The following is a 19670-nucleotide window of genomic DNA, read 5'->3' on the forward strand; positions in this document are numbered from 1 at the left end:
GGGCGTTCACAAATTAGAATGTGGCTGCCAACTTCTCGACATAATCAATTTGTGGTGACTTGGTAAATGCACCAGGACGAAGTGCTTGCACCTCTTTACGGATTGTTGCTAAATCCCAGTCTAATTCAAGTAACAAATTGGCAGCTAAAAGCCCGGTTCTTCCCGAACCGCCCATACAGTGCATCGCGACTTTTTCACCGGATTTGATAGCTTGATGGAGTGTAGGTGAAATAGCTGACCATTGAGCAGCAAACGCCTCACCTGGTGCTTTATCATCTTCAATTGGCGTTTGGAACCATTTCATTCCAAGCACTTGCGCTGCATTACCCAGTTCAGACACCCCTTTTTCTGACATCTCACTGTTATCTAGCGCCGTCACAATAATAGTGACACCTTGCGCTTTTAGCTGTGACAGCGACTCTTGTAAAGACACCCCTTTAGTGCCTGGACAAGGTGTAAAAACAAGTGTTGCCTCATTAACGCTTAGTTCCCATGTAGGATGCATTGTCATTACCCCGCTAATCCAACAGTACGTGCCAATTCCGCTGTACGTGTGGCATAACCCATTTCATTGTCATACCACGCATAAATCTTAACCATACGGGTCCCTACTACCATGGTTGATAACGCGTCGACAATAGTCGAACGTTGGTCACCTTTATAATCGATAGAGACTAGCGGACGTGCTTCAAAGCCAAGAATACCCGCAAGCTCGCCTTCTGATGCTTCTTTTAATAAAGCATTCACTTCTTCAGCAGTCGTATCACGTTTCACATCAAAAATGATATCGGTGAGTGACGCATTCGCTAATGGTACTCGAACCGCATGGCCATTAATTTTATCTTTCAATTCAGGGAATATTTCAACGATAGCCGTCGCACTTCCCGTTGTCGTTGGAATCAAACTCATCCCACAGGCGCGAGCACGACGAAGATCTTTATGGGGCGCATCTAAAATGGTTTGGGTATTGGTCAAATCATGAATTGTCGTGAACGCCGCTTGCTCAATACCCAGTTTCTCATGAATCACTTTTACTACAGGCGCCAAGCAGTTCGTCGTACATGAGGCAGCCGTAACAATGCGATGCACAGCAGGATCGAAAATATGATCGTTCACGCCCACAACAATATTGGCAATACCGTCTTCTTTAACGGGAGCGGAAACCACAACACGTTTCACGCCTTGCTCTAGGTACTGATTCAAATAAGAGGTTTTACGATGCACACCTGTCGCCTCAATGACGACGTCACAATCAGACCAATCAACCGCATTGATATCACGCTGTTGGGTGGTGGCTACCTTTTGGCCATTAATAACAAGGGTTGTCCCCTCTACTTGAACATCATGATGCCAACGACCTTGGATTGAATCGAATTCAAGAAGGTGGCCAAGCGTCTTTGCATCACCCGCTACGTCATTAATCATAACAAACTCAAGCTCGGGCCAATCAAACGCTGCACGCAACGCTAAACGACCGATTCGCCCAAAACCATTAATTCCTACTTTGATAGCCATAGAATGCTCTCTTTTTGCGATATGAAGGGTCCGTTGTACTCTAAAGTAACACCACTTCGTTAAAGTTTAGTCGATAAATGTTTTGCCAACTTTCGGCCATTATCGGGCTATTTATGTTCTGAAACCATACCGCGATAACATGACAGCAATGCAAGTCCCCCTCGCTAGGGAGCCTTCAAAATGCATTGCTTCCTTGCCCTACTGCGTGGCAATTCTGATAAAAGCCACACTTCGTACATATGGATATGCGTATATATTAAATTTAAGATATAAATAGTCAAGGATCTTTTCATCCCGTCATAAAACTTTCATAATATGCACGCATTGTTAGTTTAATGTTCCCGTGACCTTGGTTACTCAAGCTCATACGTTGAGGATAATATGAAAAAAACCATTCTGTTTGTGTGCCGTGGAAACTCAGCAAGATCACAACTGGCCGAAGCCATTGTTAATCAGCATTATCATGAACAATACCAAGCATTCAGCGCAGGCAGTCGCCCCTCTAATGTCGATAAGAGAACCATTGAGACGTTGGAAAACGCAGGATACAACACTCAGGATCTTCGCTCTAAATCGCTGCAAGAGTTTGACGACCAACATTTTGATTACGTCATAACACTATGCTCATCCGCCCAATCTGAATGTGGGATTTTTAAAAACAGCAACGAAAGCATATTTTGGGACTTACCTACCCCCACGTCGTATTCAGATCCCTTATTCGACGCCTCTTTGACTGATCTCCAACAACGCATTAAGTGGTTTATGCTGGTTCATGGCGAAATCAGTGAACAAGGATTTGATCCACTCGTCGTCCATAAATGCTTATCGGATCAAACGCGCCTAATGATTGCACTGATGATTTTTTCTGAAATAGAGCTTAGCGTGGGTGAACTGTGTGAAGCATTACAAGAATCTCAGCCAAAGATCTCTCGCGCACTTGGCGTACTGAGACAATGTGGAATGGTTACCGATAGGCGAAAAGGACAATGGGTATACTATTCGATTTCAGAGAAACTGCCTGATTGGGCGCAAGCGATTCTCACAGCCTCACTTTCTAGTATGGTTGCGCAGTTACTTGCTGCACACCAGCTACTGAATCAATCGATTAATCGACCACATCGACATGATGTCCCTCATTAGTGACGGTCTGTTTGGTTGAATTTCACTCAAAAAAACGAATAATGCCGGAAAGAAATACTGTAACTGGAAAGTACATTCTGAAAAAAAGTTACAACATATTGATGATTCATCCAAATTATTTATTTCGATCTAAAAATTAAATATTAAGCGCCGAAAGCTTGCTCTAAAACAAGTTATGTACCGTGAACTTTAATCAATTAGGTGGTAGAATCCGCACCGAAAAGAAAATAAATTACGAAATTATTGTTTATTTTTTTGCAATATCGCTGACATAAAGCGGGTTGCATCACAGAATTCGAGGCAAGAAAGCGCCTTAACTGGTCATAAAATGACTAAATGTATTGAAAGACTTTCATACCAAGAAGACGAAAAGCTAGATGAAATTTTGATAGCGCACATGAATTATTAGTGGGCATTTCTAGCCTTCTCGGTGGACAACGACTAACTTCAAATTGTAAATATTACTTACCGGAGAGTAACTTCCATGAAAAAGACCAAAATCGTATGTACGATTGGCCCAAAAACTGAATCTGTAGAAAAGCTGACTGAACTTGTCAATGCAGGCATGAACGTAATGCGCCTGAACTTCTCTCACGGTAACTTCGAAGAGCACGCAGCTCGCATCACTAACTACCGCGAAGTAATGGCGACAGTTGGCAAGCAGCTTGCAATCCTGCTTGATACTAAAGGTCCAGAAATCCGTACAATCAAACTAGAAGACGGCAACGATGTCGACCTAGTTGCTGGTCAAGAATTCACGTTTACTACTGACGCGTCAGTTGTTGGTAACAAAGATGTGGTTGCAGTTACCTACCTTGGTTTTGCAAAAGATCTTTCTGCAGGTAACACTATCCTAGTAGATGACGGCCTAATCGAGATGGAAGTTATCGCGACAACTGAAACTGAAGTTAAGTGTAAAGTTCTTAACAACGGTGCACTTGGCGAAAACAAAGGTGTTAACCTTCCTGGCGTTTCAGTTAAGCTTCCAGCGCTTTCTGAAAAAGACAAAGCTGACCTTAAATTCGGTTGTGAGCAAGGCGTTGACTTCGTTGCTGCTTCTTTCATCCGTAAAGAAGAAGACGTAAAAGAAATTCGTGAATTGCTAAACGCAAACGGCGGCGAAAACATCCACATCATCTCTAAAATTGAGAACCAAGAAGGTGTTGATAACTTCGACGCAATTCTTGAAGCTTCTGACGGCATCATGGTTGCTCGTGGCGATCTAGGCGTTGAAATCCCAGCAGAAGAAGTTATCTTTGCTCAGAAGATGATGATTGAGAAGTGTAACCGTGCACGTAAAGTTGTTATCACGGCAACTCAAATGCTTGACTCTATGATTCAAAACCCACGTCCAACTCGCGCAGAAGCGGGTGACGTAGCAAACGCAATCATGGACGGTACTGATGCCGTTATGCTTTCAGGCGAAACAGCGAAAGGTAAATACCCAGTTGAAGCTGTGACTATCATGGCTCAAATCGCTAACCGTACCGACAGCGCACTTAAAGCTGAACTTGGTTCGCGTCTAGACAGCCCACGTCTACGTATTACTGAAGCCGTATGTAAAGGTGCAGTAGACACAGCTGAGAAATTGGCTGCTCCACTGATCATCGTTGCAACGGATGGCGGTAAGTCTGCACGCTCTGTACGTAAATACTTCCCAACAGCTAGCATCGTAGCGCTAACAACGAATCCAAAAACAGCAGCACAACTTGTACTAACAAAAGGTGTTCGCCCAGTTCTTGTTGATTCCATTGAAAGCACTGACGCATTCTACAAAAACGGTAAAGAGTACGCTCTAAGCTCTGGTTTTGGTAAGAAAGGCGATATCGTTGTTATGGTTTCTGGTGCACTTGTTGCTTCAGGCACAACGAACACCGCTTCTGTACACGTACTTTAATTCCTACGTTACATCACCAACATCTATAAAAAGAGGGCTTAGGCCCTCTTTTTTTATAATTTTTCTTGCCCAATATTTCCACACACTGTACTATCCTCGGCGACTTACAACACGCCATACTGCATGTTTGTTTTAGTCTATTATTCCATTGGATGATGAGGTGTATTGTGTCGAGCCCAACATTGACGGACAAAGTCGCAAAAGATATTTGTCAGGATATTCTATCGGGAGAGTTAAAGCCGAACCAAAAATTGGTTGTCGCTGAGCTTAAAGAAAAATATAACGTCGGTGCATCTCCTATACGAGAAGCATTGATTCAATTATCTTGGATCAAATACGTCAAGCTAGAGCCACAAAAAGGCTGCTGGGTGGCGCCAATATCCAAAACAGAACTTTATGACCTACATGAAAGCTTGAATGTCGTCGCTTCTGTTTTGTTGGAAAAATCAATCCAACAAGGTAATGAAAACTGGGAGCTCAATATTCTGACCGAGTTCCATAAACTCTCTCGCTTTAAATTTCAGGGTGATAACTTTAACTGGAAAGAGTGGGAAGAGCGTCAAGAAGCCTTCTATCTTGCGCTATTTAGTGGCTGCTTTTCGAAAAATATGCAGGAGTTCTTGCACGACATTATTCGTCAGATCAAACGCTATCGCCAAGTATCATTAAGCCGCTATCCAAAAGGATTTGAAGAGATATTTCGTATTGATGAGCATGAAAAAATCATGAAACTGACACTTGATAAAGATCTGGACGCCGCAAAGCACCAGTTATCGACATTCATCAGTGCCATGATCAAAGAGATTGAACCTCAAATCGATGCGATTGAAATGGCATAAAAAAGCCGGGGCAACCCCGGCTTTTTTACCATCCAAAGAACTCTTTATGATGAGTGTTTAACAACAACACCATTGGCAAAAAGTATAATGCGCTTAGCTTAATACCGAGAACCACAAGCGTTCCGATGGTTAACCTTACAAGAAAGTGACTGTACATAATTGGCCTCATACACCCAACACCCTGATTTCCCTACCAGTTCATGAAATTACAAAACTAACCTGCCAAAGGATTAGGTCATTTCTCTTTCATTTTTTGGGCAAAATGTAACTAAAAAAGTGTGATATTGTGCAAAGAAACGGTAGTTTACTCGCAATCCCATACAGGTCAAGTTTTAACCTACATTAGACTAAAGTCTAATGTAGTAGCACGATTTTTCCACCCTTGGTTACACTCAATCCGTTTCTATTCGTGGTATTTTCCTCGATTCTTAAATGCAAGAAAGCCAGCGGCAATGACCACTGGCTTTCAACTTATTCTTTACGCCAACATTAAGCGATTGGATTAAAACTCGATATTACGACCAAAGCTCATTGGCCATTCAGTCGGGTTTTTCTTACCTTCACGAATGTAACGACATTCAGCAAGCCAAACGAGCAATTCCCAGCCGAATGCAGCCGTCAGCAACGCGTCTTTTTCGTCGCTATTTTTCTGAGGTGCAAATTCTGCGATATCTGCGCCAACTAGGTTAATACGTTTTGTTGCTCGCAACTTACGGAAAATATCGTAGTACATGCGCGCTGATACCCCGAATGGATCTGGACTTGAGTTTGCACTGTGATCAAGAAGATCGAGTCCATCAAGGTCAAATGTCAGGTAAACAGGACGACCATCGCCTTGCTTCTCAAGGATTTGCTCAACGATGTAGTCGATACCAAGATCATACATTTCATCCGCTAGGAAGAAATTACCGCCAATCGCCTTCGCCTTACCTTGCTGAGAAGCACACCAACGACCACGCATGCCCATGCTCACACTGGTTGTCGGGTCAATTGCACCTTCTGAAGCAAGACGGCAGTACCAGTTGCCCGAGTAAGATTCATAATCGAAATCTGCACGAGTCAACAGATCGAAGTGACCGTCGATGTGGATTAAAGAAACCGGACCATGAACTTTAGCTAGTGCAGCAGGGCCTGGGTAAGCGACAGTATGATCACCACCAAAGAAGAATGGCGTACAACCGTGATTGATCACCATGTCATCAACCACTTTCTGAGCATTGCGCATTTCTTCATCTAAGTTGAACTGACCTAAACCATCCCAGTTACCGTGATCGATAATGTTACACAGTTCAAACGGCATTGTGCCATCTTGGTGAATAAGACCCATACCCGTTTTAGATGCATCGCGAATCGCACCTGGACCAAATTTATGACCACCAGCATTTGGTGAACACTTGTCCATCGTCAAACCGTACATTACGATGTCTGCGTTTTCAAAGTTGTTTACATAAGGCGCGCCAAATGCACCGACGTGCTCTTTACCTAACAAGCTAAACGCTTCAACACCTTGCTCAGCCATACGCTGCTGCATAGGCGCAATATCGTCGTTGATATAAAAATCGGCGTCAGACTTATTCCAGTAGATATCTTTATAGAGTTCTAAGTTTTCTTTTGAAATTTCAACACGTTTTGGCTTAAACATGGGCGATTCCTCTAATGATTAATTTGGTGAATAACTTCACCGCAAGCTATGGGAAAATTATAATTGCTACTCTGGCAATTGCTTATTACACTTCAGGACATGGTTATTACATTTTCGGACAACTCACATGACCTCATTAAATCAACAACACTTCTTTGATGCCATTTTGGGGTACTGGGAAAGTATTGTCCGAAGTGAGTCTACTGTTCCCATCGATATTTCAGACTTTTTGCGCAAGTGCCGTATCATCCGCATCACTCAAGGGCAATATCAGCCGATCCAAGCCAGCCAGGTGCATACATTAATGGCGATTACCGTTGAACAACTGCATATTGATGGACTTGGATTACGCATTGCCAAACGGCTAAAGCTTCAGGATATGGGCGCCTGGGGGTATGCGATGATTAGCTGCCAAAACCTCAAACAACTCCTTGATACTGGATTACAATTTTCATATATCACCAAAGATTATGTCGACATACACATTGGCTATGATAGCGAATATGCTTACATTACTGCCGATGACCGCTCACATGGAAGGTCGGCTCAGCACTACACGATTGAAGATGCCATTTGTCACTACTATCTGGGTATCGAGCGATTTCTAGGGCAAGAGTTTGACCGCAAACGCGTTCATGTTGACTTCGCCTACCCGGCTCCCCATTACTTACCTTTGTACAAAACTATCTTTACTACCAATCTGAGCTTTAATAGCCAACAAAATCAGCTGCGCTTTCCCGTCGAGTGGATACGTTCGGCCATTTCGATGAATCCAGCTCTTATCGCACATGTTGCCACTTTACAAAGTCAAACCATTATAGATGACACAACAACGCAGCCCATCAGCTACCAAATAAGAGTGAAATTACTGACTCAATTGAAATATGGACTGCCCACGATGGAAGCGATGGCTATAGAAATGAATACCACGAGTCGCACACTTAGACGAAAGTTGATAACAGAAGAGACCACTTATAAGCACTTAGTCCTTGATACACGGATGCAAGTGGCACGCGACTACTTACTTAACACCCCATTAAGCACGACGGAAATTGCAGAACTACTCAGCTACCATTCCTCCCCGCCGTTTTTTAGAGCGTTTCAAAACTATTATGGTATGAGCCCCCATCAATACCGCATTCAATCACGTCACGAATAACACTTCGCGATAGTGATAGTGATAGTGATAGCGATAGTGAGCCAGATGTTCGACACAAAAAAGCCCAGTCAAAGACTGGGCTAAAATCAAGTGCGTATGATTTTGAATTACTTGCGAATGGTTTCCGCAGCGCGCTCAGCGCCTACTTTCTCTTCCCATTTCGCATTTAACGCTTCGATAGTGGTACCAGAGCGCTCTAGGAAAGATTTGAAACCAACCCAGTGTGAATCCATAACTTGGTGAGTATCTGTAGACTCAGCCATTGCTTTTAGACCCCACTCATCTGGGATGTAAACTTCGTTGAAGCCTTTACGTGGGCGGTTTGCTTTTTGTGCTTTCACAAACGCATCGCTCTTACGCTTCACTTCTTCGATAGGACCAAAGTGGCTTGGGTCAATCACTAGGATGTAAGAACCGCCGACTGGACACGGTGCATTTTCCATTGTGAAGAAATCACTTGGGATTGCTGGAAGCTCAGGTGCGATCGTGCCTTTCGGGTTGATGATCGCTGTCATGACTTCATTCCAGATGTTGATAGAGTAAAGACGAGGCGTTAGGAACGTCCAAGGTGCTTTACAGTCAGCAACACGGCCGTAGCCTTCAATTAGAGAGCCCCACTTACGAGCATCAGCAGTCAGTTCACCTGTATCTTGGTCAACAAGCGCTGCTACGTGTAGGTCACGGTCGTTGACGATAGCATCACAGATGTGAGAGTCGTAGCCTTCACCGATCATGATAGACGTAACGAGAGGTAGTTCATCACCGCCCACACACGCCGCATCAAATGGAGGACAAGACATGGTTGGATCCATACCACCAAACGGCGCGTTTAGAGGAACAGAGTTGTTTGAAGACATCGCGAACATGCCTTCTTTCATTGCCATCTGTGTGTAGTTTGAGAAGTTGCCGCCGTCACAGTGATCGTAACCAAATACAATCGAGATACCGTGCTTACGTGCTTTTTCGATAGCCGTTTGAGCCATCAATGTACATGCGTAGTGACCAGAAGACTTCTTACCATCGTAAACAGCCCAAGTGTCACCTTCAGACTCGATAACAGGCGTCGTTGAAGGGTCCAAGATACCAGCTTCATAAGGAATCGTTACCGCTTCAATAACACCTAGACCTTGGTGTAGTTTACCTTGTAGGCCACCAACAAGTAGGTTATGCGCTAGGATATCAGCGTGCTCTTGAGTTGAGCCGATGTGTTTCCATGATTCAGAAACAATGAATGAGAAATATTCGTTGTCAAATGTCGTGGTAGGGCTTGGTACGTTAGCCATGGTAAAGTCCTCTATCAGTAGGGATATGTTCTATTAAGACTGTCACCACTTTAACCGATTTCTCCAGATGAAGAAGTAACATACTGGATGCTGTTACTCGCACTGTTACTCATTTCCGCTGTTACCATCACAAATTCCGCGTATAAAAAAAGCCGCTCTCGAAGAGCGGCTTCATTAAAATCCGTTAACGATTAAGCGATTACGCTTGACCTTTAACTTCTTTTAGACCGTTGAAAGGTGCACGCTCACCTAGAGCTTCTTCGATGCGAAGAAGTTGGTTGTACTTAGCAACACGGTCAGAACGGCTCATAGAACCAGTTTTGATTTGACCTGCAGCTGTACCTACCGCTAGATCAGCGATAGTTGCATCTTCAGTTTCGCCAGAACGGTGAGAGATTACTGCAGTAAAGCCAGCGTCTTTAGCCATCTTGATTGCAGCTAGAGTCTCTGTAAGTGAACCGATTTGGTTGAACTTGATTAGGATAGAGTTAGTGATGCCTTCTTCGATACCACGAGCTAGAATCTTAGTGTTTGTAACGAATAGATCGTCACCAACGAGTTGAAGCTTGTCGCCTAGAAGTTCAGTTTGGTGCTTGAAGCCAGCCCAATCTGATTCGTCAAGACCGTCTTCGATAGATACGATTGGGTATTGGTTAGCAAGGTCTTGTAGGTAGAAGTTAAACTCTTCAGAAGTGAAGATTTTGCCTTCGCCTTTCATGTTGTACTTGCCAGTTTCTTTGTCGAAGAACTCAGAAGCCGCACAGTCCATAGCAAGAGTAACGTCTTTACCTAGTACGTAACCAGCAGCTTCAACAGCTTCTTGGATAGCAGCTAGAGCAGCAGCGTTAGACTCAAGGTTAGGAGCGAAACCACCTTCATCACCAACTGCAGTGCTTAGGCCTTTAGCTTTAAGTACTTTCGCTAGGTTGTGGAATACTTCAGCACCGATACGTAGCGCTTCTTTAAGCGTTTTTGCACCAACTGGTTGGATCATGAACTCTTGGATATCAACGTTGTTATCAGCGTGCTCACCACCGTTGATGATGTTCATCATTGGTAGAGGCATAGAGAATTGACCAGGAGTGCCGTTTAGCTCAGCGATGTGCTCGAACAAAGGCATGCCTTTAGCAGCAGCTGCTGCTTTAGCGTTCGCTAGAGAAACCGCTAGGATAGCGTTCGCGCCGAACTTAGATTTGTTTTCAGTACCATCTAGGTCGATCATTACTTGGTCAACGTCAGCTTGTGCTTTCGCGTCTTGACCAACGAGTGCTTCAGCGATTGGGCCGTTAACAGCTTCAATTGCTTTAAGAACACCTTTACCTAGGAAACGTGATTTGTCACCGTCACGTAGCTCAAGAGCTTCGCGAGAACCAGTAGAAGCACCAGATGGAGCTGCTGCCATACCAACGAAACCGCCTTCTAGGTGAACTTCAGCTTCTACCGTTGGGTTACCACGTGAGTCGATGATTTCACGACCTAGAACTTTAACGATCTTAGACATTGATGTTTCCTCTCAATAAATAAAAATTTAATGTCAATTTAAAGGCAGCCGCATAACCTTCGCAGCCGCCCGTATCCTTTTACTATTTATCTTCTGATCCGCGTTGGAACTCACCCGCCGCTTTCACAAAGCCGCTAAACAATGGGTGGCCATCACGAGGTGTTGAAGTGAATTCTGGGTGGAACTGCGCAGCTACAAACCATGGGTGAGCTGGGTTCTCGATCACTTCAACCAGTTTCTTGTCTGCTGACAAACCAGAAACTTTAAGTCCTGCTTTTTCGATCTGTGGACGAAGGAGGTTGTTCACTTCGTAACGGTGACGGTGACGCTCATGGATTTTCGCATTGCCATAAAGCTCAAACGCTTTCGTGCCTTTTTCAAGGTGACATAGCTGAGAACCAAGACGCATCGTGCCGCCTAGATCCGACGTTTCAGTACGTTCTTCAACTTTACCTTCGCCGTCTACCCACTCTGTGATCAAGCCTACCACAGGGTATTTTGTTTCTTTGTTAAATTCTGTTGAATGTGCACCTTCCATACCCGCTACGTTGCGCGCGTATTCGATCAGTGCGACTTGCATACCTAAACAGATACCCAAGTACGGTACTTTGTTTTCACGAGCAAATTGTGCCGCGCGGATCTTACCTTCCACACCACGGTCACCAAAGCCACCAGGTACAAGAATTGCGTCTAGACTCAGCTAGTGCTTCTTCACCTTTAGACTCAACATCTTGTGAATCAACGTACTTAATTTTCACACTCAGGCGATTCTTAAGACCTGCGTGCTTCAGTGCTTCGTTCACTGACTTATAAGCATCTGGTAGTTCAATATACTTACCTACCATACCAATCACAACTTCTGCTGTTGGGTTGGCTTCTTCGTAGATAACTTGTTCCCATTCAGACAAGTCAGCTTCTGGTGCTTCAATACCAAAGCGTGCACAGACAAGGTCATCAAGGCCTTGTGCGCGGATAAGCTGAGGGATCTTGTAAATAGAATCTACATCCTTCATTGAGATAACGGCTTTTTCCTGAACATTACAGAAAAGAGCAATTTTCTTACGCTCGTTCGCTGGGATAATACGGTCGCTACGACAAACAAGGATATCTGGCTGAATACCAATTGACAGAAGCTCTTTTACAGAGTGCTGAGTTGGTTTCGTTTTCACTTCACCTGCTGCCGCTAGGTAAGGAACCAGAGTTAGGTGCATAAACATTGCACGCTCACGACCAAGCTCTACTGCTAACTGACGAATCGCTTCCATAAATGGCAAAGATTCGATATCACCAACAGTACCACCAACTTCAACGATAGCGACATCGTGACCTTGAGAACCAGCGATCACGCGATCTTTGATTTCGTTAGTAATGTGTGGAATAACTTGAATCGTTGCACCTAGGTAATCACCACGACGTTCTTTAGCAAGAACATCAGAGTAAACACGGCCAGCAGTAAAGTTGTTACGCTTGGTCATCTTGGTACGAATGAAACGCTCATAGTGACCAAGGTCAAGATCCGTTTCCGCGCCATCTTCCGTGACAAACACTTCACCATGTTGAGTCGGGCTCATTGTGCCTGGATCAACGTTGATGTAAGGGTCAAGCTTCATCATAGTCACTTTAAGACCACGAGCTTCTAAAATTGCTGCCAGCGATGCTGCTGCAATACCTTTACCTAGAGAGGATACGACCCCGCCAGTAACAAAAATGTAATTTGTCGTCATGTTTAACCTGAAATTGGTTGAATGAGGGAAATGGATTACTTCTGGACGGGATGAAAATATACCAGAAGCCCTTTATCGCCACAACGTGAAACTTATCACATTCAAAATTTTTATTTTTTGCTTCAAATCAATTCTAGAAACTAACTCGAATGGGAAGTGCATCACAGTTCGGTCGATTTTTCTTGTTTTTTAACATCATTCCAAAAGCCGTCAAGCTCTTGCAGGGTAAAGTCTGTAAGCAATTTACCACGTTCTGAAACACACGTTTCAACCCCCTTAAAACGCCTCGAAAATTTATTGTTCGCTTTTCGTAGCGCCACTTCAGGATCGGACTTTAGGTGCCGAGAAAGATTCACAACAGAAAATAATAAATCGCCAATTTCTTCTTCGAGCTTATCTTCATCCACGTTAAGCTGAATCGCTTCATGCACGACTTCATCAATTTCTTCTTGAACCTTGTCCACAACAGGCCCCAGAGCGCCCCAATCAAAACCAAACTTAGCCACACGCTTTTGTATTTTATTGGCTTTAGAAAGGGCAGGCAGCGACTGTGGTATTGAGTCTAGAATACTTTTTTCTGTTTTGCCTACTTCTGCCTTTTCCTTCTGTTTCTCAGCTTCCCAGTTAGCGTCAATCGCGGCTTCATCTGCAAATTCAGTATCACTAAATACATGGGGGTGACGTCGTGTCAGTTTCTCATTGAGTCCTTCCACCACGTCATTAAAATCAAACAGTTTTTGCTCTTTAGCCATCTGACTATAGAAGATCACTTGGAACAACAAGTCTCCCAGTTCTTCTTGCAAGTTCGGCCAGTCTTGATTATGGATCGCATCAACAACCTCATACGTTTCTTCTATGGTATGAGGCACGATCGTGTCAAAGGTTTGTTTTCTGTCCCACGGGCAGCCTTTTTTTCGTCTCTGAGTTGCGCCATGATGCTGAGAAGTTGCTCGACGGGTTGAGTCATATTAAATTCCTGAACAATGTATTTCCTAAAATATTCAATTCAAAACAGCTTGATTCGAAATAAGCTAGTGATAGGTCGCACCTATGAAAACGTAAGTGTGGGCGAATAAAAAGGGTTGGAAAACCAACCCTTTATTTTTCAACAATGTTGTCATTTCCTACACAGGGTGACAGTGAGTCATTGACTTAACCGTGCCCCTGATTACACACATCACCCTAAGCGCTTCACTTTCATCACATCTTTGATCTGCTCAATGCGATTGGTCACGCGAGACAAGACTTCAATGTTATTCAGTTCAAGATCAAAATCCATAATGGTTAATTGACGCTTGTAGTCATTACGACTTTTCATACTGATGACTTTCACTTTCTCATTGGTGAGTAATGTCGTGACGTCTTTCAATAATCCGCTTCGCTCTAGGGCTTCAACACGAATTGTCAAAATATAAGAGCCAACAAAGCCACTGCCCCAAACCGTATCTATGATTCGCTCTGGCGCATGATGACTCAACTCTTCAAGCTGCTCACAGTCGCTTCGGTGTACAGAGATGCCTCGACCTTGGGTGATATAACCTTTAATAATATCGCCAGGGATAGGCTGACAGCAACGCGCTAGATGAGTCATGAGATTATCAACCCCTTCAACCACGACCGCATCTTTATGAGGGCGACTCTGTTGACTGGCTTTTGTTTCCGACTCTTTGAGTTTCTCTAGGGCTTTTTGATCTTCTTCCTCCGCCGTTGGCTTATTGACCAACGCATTGATGTGGTTGATGACCTGATGGATTCGCAGATCGCCACTACCAATACCCGCGTATAGCTCATCAGGCGTATTGACATTAAAGCGCTTCAACGCATATTGGTCGGCATCTTTTAATGTCGCACCAATTTTTGCCAATTCCGCTTCGAGGATATCTCGTCCCGCCTCTAGATTTTTCTCGCGACTTTCCTTGCGGAACCAAGCATTAATTTTCGCTCGTGCGCGACCAGAATGAACAAAGCCCAATGTCGGATTTAACCAATCTCGGGAAGGGTTAGGCTCTTTTTGGGTGATAATCTCCACTTGGTCACCCATCGATAATTGATGGGTAAACGGAACAATGCGCCCTGCTACTTTCGCGCCAATACAGCGATGACCCACCATTGAGTGGATGTGGTAGGCAAAGTCTAGTGGCGTGGCACCCATAGGCAGGTCGACCACATCACCACGTGGTGTAAAGGCATACACTCGGTCATCAAAAACCTGACTTCGAACCTCATCCAGCATTTCGCCAGAATCGGACATTTCTTCTTGCCAATCCAGTAGCTTACGCAACCAGGTGATTTTTTCATCGTAACCGCTTCGAGCCGTGCTGCTGCCTTCTTTGTATTTCCAGTGAGCCGCAACGCCGAGTTCAGAGTCCTCATGCATTTCCTTAGTACGAATCTGAATTTCAATGGTTTTACCTTCTGGCCCCAACACAACGGTATGGATAGACTGGTAACCATTGGGCTTTGGATTCGCAACGTAGTCGTCAAACTCACTTGGCAGGTGTTTGTATTTAGTATGCACCACCCCTAACGCCGCATAGCAATCTTGTAAGCGTTCAGCAATGATACGGACCGCACGTACATCAAAAAGCTCATCAAAATCCAAGCTCTTTTTCTGCATTTTTCGCCAAATACTGTAAATATGCTTTGGACGGCCGCTAACTTCAGCGAGAATTTGAGAGCGATGCATCTCGTCAGTCAAGTCATCGACGAAATCTTTAATGTATTGCTCACGGACAATGCGTCGCTCAGCAAGTTGCTTAGCGATTTTTTTATAGGTAATGGAGTGCTGGTATCGAAATGCGTAATCTTCAATTTCCCATTTCAATTGACCAATACCGAGACGGTTAGCCAGCGGCGCATAAATATTGGCGCACTCTTTAGCTGCGGCGATTCTTACTTCATCCGGTTCATCTTTTACTTCACGCAGGTTACAGATTCGCTCCGCCAATTTGATGACAACACAGCGGAAATCATCAACCATGGCTAACAGCATGCGTCTAACGTTGTCGACCTGCCCAGAAGCTTCTGACCCCTCTAACGTCACGTTAAGTTGACCAATGGCGGCCATTTCTTCAACGCCATCGATCATTTTAAGGATTTCTTTTCCGTAAGTTTCTTCGAGTAATTCCCTATCAAATAATCCACTAGAGACTATCGGATACAGCAAAGCTGTAATGAGAGTGGCTTTGTCCATCGAAAGGGTGATGAGGATCTCAATCATCTCTCTACCACGCCACAACAACAAGGACCCTTGTTCATTACCTTCTACGAGCGTTTCGCATTGGGTATAAACTTCTTTCAGCCGTTTAGCGATCGTTTTATCTTGCTTTAATGAAGCAATCCAACTCGCTAACTCAAACTGTTCTTCAGGGTTCAAATGCGCGCTTCTTACCGCAACCATTACTTTGTTCTTCCTAGTTTTATTAGTTAACTAACCTATCCCAGTTAGCCCATGACCTACGTTAGAGATCATTCAAAAATTGTCATTTTTCAAACAATGCCATCGACTCTAGATGACTGGTTTGTGGAAACATGTCCATCATACCAAGTTTCTTAAGCGTGTAGCCTTGTGCAATAAGGCTCTGACTATCTCTGGCAAGGGTAGCAGGATTGCAAGAAACATAAAGCACTCGCGTTGCTCCAAGTCCAGAAACTTGATCTATCACGCCAGTCGCCCCAGCACGGGCTGGATCTAATAAAATCGCGTCGAATTTTTGTTCAGCCCATGGCGAGTTCGTCAACGCCTCTTCCAAGTTAGCTTGATAAAATTCAACGTTATCGAGTTTATTTAACGCAGCATTGTTCGTTGCCCAATCCACCATCTCTTGGATGCCTTCCACGCCGACGACTTGCTTGGATAATTTCGCTAATGGAAGAGTAAAGTTACCTAGCCCACAGAACAGATCCAGTACTCGTTCCTGCTTTGTCGGTGCCAACCAACTCAGTGCCTGCGCGACCATTTCTTGGTTGATTTTTTGATTCACTTGAATAAAGTGAGTCGGTAAAAAAGGTAGCATCACACCCGTCTCACCATATTGTGCCACATCGCCATGGACTCGATTTAGCACACCACTTTCTGGCATGAGGTATAAGGTCAAATCGTGTTTTTTTGCCAGCTGTAGTAGACGCTGTTCGTCTCCCTCGGCCAACGGCTGCATATGGCGTAAAACTGCAACCGGACCATTGTCTGCCATCACTAACTCAAGATGACCGAGAGTATGAGGATGCTGAAAGCTCGTTAATAACGTTCTGAACTCAGGGATCAATGCATTAAGTTGACTATCGAGAACCGGGCAGCCATCTATTGCGACCAGTTGTTTGCTCTGCTTGCGGCGAAAGCCCATTTGCAACGGCCCTTTTGCTTTATCGGCGTACAGGCTCAAACGAGCTCTTCTGCGGTACCCCGTTCCCTCCCCAATAATAGAATCAGACAGTGACAACTGTTGGCCAGCAATTTTGCTCATTAATTGCGACAGCGCTTGCTGCTTATATTGACGTTGGTCGTCCAAAGATAGGTGCTGTTGAGTGCACCCCCCACACGCTTCATAGTGTGGACATAATGGCTTAACTCGCTGCGCGCTAGGCTTAATCACCTTAATCAAGTTTGCTTTAGAAAACTTACTTTTGGTTTCCGTGAGCTGCACTAAAACGGTTTCATCTGGAAGTGCCCCCTCAATAAACACCGGCTTTTTTATTTTGATAGGCGATACCTGCGCCGTGGTGATCTAAACGTGCGATCACCATTTCTTGGTGTTTCTTTGAGAATGCGGTTTGCTTTGTCGGTTTAAAAAAACGTGCCATGCCTATTTCCAGTATTTAGCCGTGCAGAAACGCTCTGCACTACAAAAATTTGTTAGAGTTTCACTATTCTTTGGTTGAATGATTGTCGAACAGCGCTGCTTTGATTAAGCTTACGACATCCTAGGGGATGCAGTACTGGGTATTGTCCCATATCCACTCAGTAGATGTAATCACTCCCAGCAAATTATGACTTCGAATTAAAATGACAAGATACGGCCTTCGCGCTCGCGTTATAACTCTAACCCTAGCACCCACGCTCATTATTGGGCTTTTATTGAGTGCTTTTTTTCTTATAACCGCTATCACGACCTTGAGTCTCAAGTACTCAATGCCGGAGCAAGCATTATTGAACCCTTAGCCATCGCTAGTGAACAAGGTGTCATGGCGCAAAGTCGCGAGTCCGTTCGGCGTCTCATTAGCTACGCACACCGAAAGAATTCTAAATTTGTTCGTAGCATTGCCGTTTTTGATGCTAATCACGAACTGTTCGTTACCTCGAACTTTCATCCTAATTTCAATTCGTTAATGCTGCCAAAAGATAAGCCTATCCCCTACCTAAGCTCTTCAGAGTTTCATGACAACACCTTGATTTTACGCGCGCCTATATTGGCAGAAAGTCAATTAATCTCGGATACACGACAGCTAACCTCCACCAGTAAAACATTGGGCTACATCGCGATTGAGCTCGATTTATCCTCATTGCGGCTACAGCAATACCAAGAGGTTTTCTCGGCCATTTTAGTGCTGATTTTAGGACTGATTTTGTCTGGTATTTTCGCCTATCGATTAATGCACGATGTCACGCGGCCAATTTCTCATATGAAAAACATGGTCGACCGAATTCGGCGTGGTCACTTAGATGTTCGAATTGAAGGCAAAATGCATGGTGAACTCGACTCGCTAAAAAATGGTATCAATGCCATGGCGGTATCACTATCCGAATACCATGTCGAAATGCAGCACAGTATCGACCAAGCCACGTCAGATCTTCGCGAAACATTAGAACAACTGGAGATCCAAAACGTTGAGCTTGATATTGCTAAAAAACGAGCACAAGAAGCAGCACGAGTAAAATCGGAGTTTCTTGCCAACATGTCTCATGAGCTAAGAACACCACTCAATGGCGTGATTGGTTTCACCCGACAGATGCTAAAAACCCAGCTGTCTAACAGCCAAACTGATTACCTTCAAACCATTGAGAAATCAGCTAATAACCTTCTAAATATCATCAACGACATTTTGGATTTTTCTAAACTAGAAGCGGGTAAACTGGCACTTGAGAACATCCCATTTGAATTCCAAGACAGCCTCGAAGAGGTGGTGGCACTGCAAGCCACCAGTGCGCATGAAAAAGGCCTAGAGCTGACGCTTAAAGTCGATGCAAAGGTACCAAATGGATTGGTCGGCGACCCAATGCGTATCCAACAAATTCTCACAAACTTAGTGGGCAACTCAATTAAGTTTACCGAGCGCGGTAACATTGACATCAGTGTCGAATTAAAATCGCAAAAAGAAGATCGTGTCGAACTGCAATTCATGGTGCGCGATACTCGGTATAGGTATTTCTGAACGACAGCAAGCACAACTCTTCCAGGCCTTTAGTCAGGCCGATGCCAGCATTTCTCGTCGCTATGGCGGAACCGGGCTAGGTTTGGTCATCACACAGAAATTAGTTGGTCAAATGGGAGGGGAAATCAGTCTCACTAGCCGCCTACACCAAGGCTCCACCTTCTGGTTTACTATACGACTGCATTCTACAGAGATCCCAATGATTGACCCTGTAGACCCGATGATCATCCATAATAAGCGTCTGCTTTTGGTTGAACCCAACATGCAAGCGGCTTCTGTCTTACAGCAAAACCTCACCAACCAAGGGGTAATGGTAACGTATCGCTCGACACTACCTGAACGACTTGAAGCCTTTGACTACATTATTTTGTGCTTACCAACCAATGAAGAAATTCCACTCACTACCATTGAGAGCTGGATTAAGCACTGTAAGAGTTCTACCTCTAATATCATTATCGGTACCGCCAGCACACAGTTAGCATTGTCGGATTACCTCATGCAAACCCATGAAGTGCAGTGCTTAACAAAGCCGCTGGCCTGTAAGCGCCTAATGCAGGCATTAGTGGATAAACAGCTGCGGCCAACCCGGTACTGCCTGTTC

At 44.4% G+C, this 19670-nt stretch carries 10 protein-coding genes and 4 pseudogenes; 5 read left to right on the forward strand and 9 right to left on the reverse strand.

The features are described 5' to 3' along the window. Positions 1-13 precede the first annotated feature (13 nt). Together AC0L66_RS15330 and AC0L66_RS15335 are read right to left on the reverse strand one after the other, a co-directional pair. Positions 14-511: a phosphatase domain-containing putative toxin gene (locus AC0L66_RS15330; RefSeq protein WP_473567859.1), complete on the reverse strand. Its 498-nt coding sequence runs from the start codon at positions 509-511 to the stop codon at positions 14-16. Further along, the gene (locus AC0L66_RS15335) at positions 511-1515 is read right to left on the reverse strand and encodes an ArsJ-associated glyceraldehyde-3-phosphate dehydrogenase (protein ID WP_265673626.1); all 1005 of its coding nucleotides are present in this window, start codon (positions 1513-1515) and stop codon (positions 511-513) included. Before AC0L66_RS15335 ends, AC0L66_RS15330 begins: the two co-directional genes overlap by 1 nt. A 381-nt stretch (positions 1516-1896) precedes the next feature. Between AC0L66_RS15335 and AC0L66_RS15340 the strand changes: the two genes are divergently transcribed. The 3 genes from AC0L66_RS15340 to AC0L66_RS15350 all read left to right on the forward strand — a co-directional run bounded on the left by AC0L66_RS15340 (position 1897) and on the right by AC0L66_RS15350 (position 5391). Beyond that, entirely contained in the window at positions 1897-2655 is a 759-nt protein-coding gene (locus tag AC0L66_RS15340; RefSeq protein ID WP_473567860.1) for a metalloregulator ArsR/SmtB family transcription factor, read from the forward strand. Between the two features lie 484 nt (positions 2656-3139). Then, the gene (gene pykF, locus AC0L66_RS15345) at positions 3140-4552 is read left to right on the forward strand and encodes a pyruvate kinase PykF (protein WP_265673624.1); all 1413 of its coding nucleotides are present in this window, start codon (positions 3140-3142) and stop codon (positions 4550-4552) included. Positions 4553-4707: 155 nt separating this feature from the next. Beyond that, positions 4708-5391, forward strand: a complete 684-nt coding sequence (locus AC0L66_RS15350) for a GntR family transcriptional regulator (RefSeq protein WP_473569276.1) — start codon at positions 4708-4710, stop codon at positions 5389-5391. Between the two features lie 502 nt (positions 5392-5893). On the opposite strand, the gene AC0L66_RS15355 is transcribed toward AC0L66_RS15350, so the two are convergent. Further along, positions 5894-7033: an arginase family protein gene (locus AC0L66_RS15355; protein WP_250615802.1), complete on the reverse strand. Its 1140-nt coding sequence runs from the start codon at positions 7031-7033 to the stop codon at positions 5894-5896. Positions 7034-7160: 127 nt separating this feature from the next. Between AC0L66_RS15355 and AC0L66_RS15360 the strand changes: the two genes are divergently transcribed. Next, positions 7161-8192, forward strand: coding sequence for an AraC family transcriptional regulator (locus AC0L66_RS15360; protein ID WP_473567863.1), 1032 nt, complete (start codon positions 7161-7163; stop codon positions 8190-8192). Between the two features lie 107 nt (positions 8193-8299). Here AC0L66_RS15360 and AC0L66_RS15365 read toward each other — a convergent pair whose 3' ends face one another. From AC0L66_RS15365 to rlmD, 6 genes and pseudogenes are all read right to left on the reverse strand, one after another. After that, entirely contained in the window at positions 8300-9475 is a 1176-nt protein-coding gene (locus AC0L66_RS15365) for an Ldh family oxidoreductase (protein ID WP_265673622.1), read from the reverse strand. 199 nt (positions 9476-9674) lie between these two features. Then, positions 9675-10976, reverse strand: a complete 1302-nt coding sequence (gene eno, locus AC0L66_RS15370; protein WP_250615805.1) for a phosphopyruvate hydratase — start codon at positions 10974-10976, stop codon at positions 9675-9677. An 82-nt stretch (positions 10977-11058) separates the two neighbouring features. Continuing rightward, positions 11059-12700, reverse strand: a pseudogene (locus AC0L66_RS15375) (CTP synthase). 161 nt (positions 12701-12861) lie between these two features. Beyond that, positions 12862-13667, reverse strand: a pseudogene (gene mazG, locus AC0L66_RS15380) (nucleoside triphosphate pyrophosphohydrolase). 210 nt (positions 13668-13877) lie between these two features. Continuing rightward, positions 13878-16100 (reverse strand): GTP diphosphokinase, encoded by a 2223-nt coding sequence (gene relA, locus AC0L66_RS15385; RefSeq protein ID WP_265673619.1) that lies wholly within the window; start codon positions 16098-16100, stop codon positions 13878-13880. An 82-nt stretch (positions 16101-16182) separates the two neighbouring features. After that, positions 16183-17500, reverse strand: a pseudogene (rlmD, locus tag AC0L66_RS15390) (23S rRNA (uracil(1939)-C(5))-methyltransferase RlmD). 202 nt (positions 17501-17702) lie between these two features. Here rlmD and barA point away from each other — a divergent pair. Continuing rightward, a pseudogene (gene barA / locus AC0L66_RS15395) lies at positions 17703-19632 on the forward strand (two-component sensor histidine kinase BarA); the annotation flags it as partial. Positions 19633-19670: the final 38 nt, after the last annotated feature.

This window comes from Vibrio sp. GJ43-1 (assembly GCF_055808835.1).

Excerpts from the sequence above, each read along its gene's own strand:
- AC0L66_RS15330 (WP_473567859.1), bottom strand. The coding sequence starts at position 511 with ATGACAATGCATCCTACATGGGAACTAAGCGTTAATGAGGCAACACTT.
- AC0L66_RS15335 (WP_265673626.1), bottom strand. The coding sequence starts at position 1,515 with ATGGCTATCAAAGTAGGAATTAATGGTTTTGGGCGAATCGGTCGTTTA.
- AC0L66_RS15340 (WP_473567860.1), top strand. The coding sequence starts at position 1,897 with ATGAAAAAAACCATTCTGTTTGTGTGCCGTGGAAACTCAGCAAGATCA.
- pykF (WP_265673624.1), top strand. The coding sequence starts at position 3,140 with ATGAAAAAGACCAAAATCGTATGTACGATTGGCCCAAAAACTGAATCT.
- AC0L66_RS15350 (WP_473569276.1), top strand. The coding sequence starts at position 4,708 with ATGAGGTGTATTGTGTCGAGCCCAACATTGACGGACAAAGTCGCAAAA.
- AC0L66_RS15355 (WP_250615802.1), bottom strand. The coding sequence starts at position 7,033 with ATGTTTAAGCCAAAACGTGTTGAAATTTCAAAAGAAAACTTAGAACTC.
- AC0L66_RS15360 (WP_473567863.1), top strand. The coding sequence starts at position 7,161 with ATGACCTCATTAAATCAACAACACTTCTTTGATGCCATTTTGGGGTAC.
- AC0L66_RS15365 (WP_265673622.1), bottom strand. The coding sequence starts at position 9,475 with ATGGCTAACGTACCAAGCCCTACCACGACATTTGACAACGAATATTTC.
- eno (WP_250615805.1), bottom strand. The coding sequence starts at position 10,976 with ATGTCTAAGATCGTTAAAGTTCTAGGTCGTGAAATCATCGACTCACGT.
- relA (WP_265673619.1), bottom strand. The coding sequence starts at position 16,100 with ATGGTTGCGGTAAGAAGCGCGCATTTGAACCCTGAAGAACAGTTTGAG.